Raw genomic sequence first — 674 nt, forward strand, 5'->3', positions numbered from 1 at the left:
CGTCTTCGCCGCCACCTGGACGGTGGCCGGCGCGCTCGCCGCGCATCTGCCCGCGCTCCTGCAGGCCGGCGGCGCGACGCCTGCAGCCGCGATCGCCGCGGCGGCGCTGGTCGGGCCGGGGCAGGTCGCGGCGCGGCTGCTCGAATTCTCGCTGTTGCGGCGCTTCCATCCGCTGGTCTCGGCGCGCATGGCGACCCTCGGCCATCCGCTCGGCGCGGCGGCCTTCGCGCTGTTCGGCGCGCCGGCGGCGGCCCCCTTCGCGATGCTGCACGGCATGGGCAACGGCGTGATGACGATCGCCAAGGGCACGCTGCCGCTCGCGATCTTCGGGCCGGTTGGCTACGGCGCGCGGCAGGGGCTGCTCTCGGCGCCCTCGCGCTTCATGCAGGCGCTCGCGCCGCTCGCCTTCGGCGTGCTGCTGGAGTCGACCGGCGTCGGTGTCGCGCTCGCGGTCACCTCCGGCGTGACGCTCTCCGCCTTCCTCGCCCTGCTGCTGCTGCGCGTGCGCGATCCGCTCAGGCCGTAGGCCGCGGCATCTCGGGCGGTGGCGGGGTGATCACGGGGATCTCTGGCGCCGCCGGCGTTTCGGCCGGCATCTCCGGGCCCGTCGGCGGCGGCGTCAGCGGCGGCAGCCCGGGCAGTTCGCGCGGCGGCGCGGGCGAGGGCGGCGGCTC

1 pseudogene is annotated in these 674 nt (G+C 77.3%); it reads left to right on the forward strand.

The features are described 5' to 3' along the window. Positions 1-526, forward strand: a pseudogene (locus tag L2I40_RS24100) (MFS transporter); the annotation flags it as partial. Positions 527-674: the final 148 nt, after the last annotated feature.

Origin of the sequence: Falsiroseomonas oryziterrae (assembly GCF_021864505.1) — a bacterium.
Classification (GTDB): Bacteria; Pseudomonadota; Alphaproteobacteria; order Acetobacterales; family Acetobacteraceae; genus Falsiroseomonas; species Falsiroseomonas oryziterrae.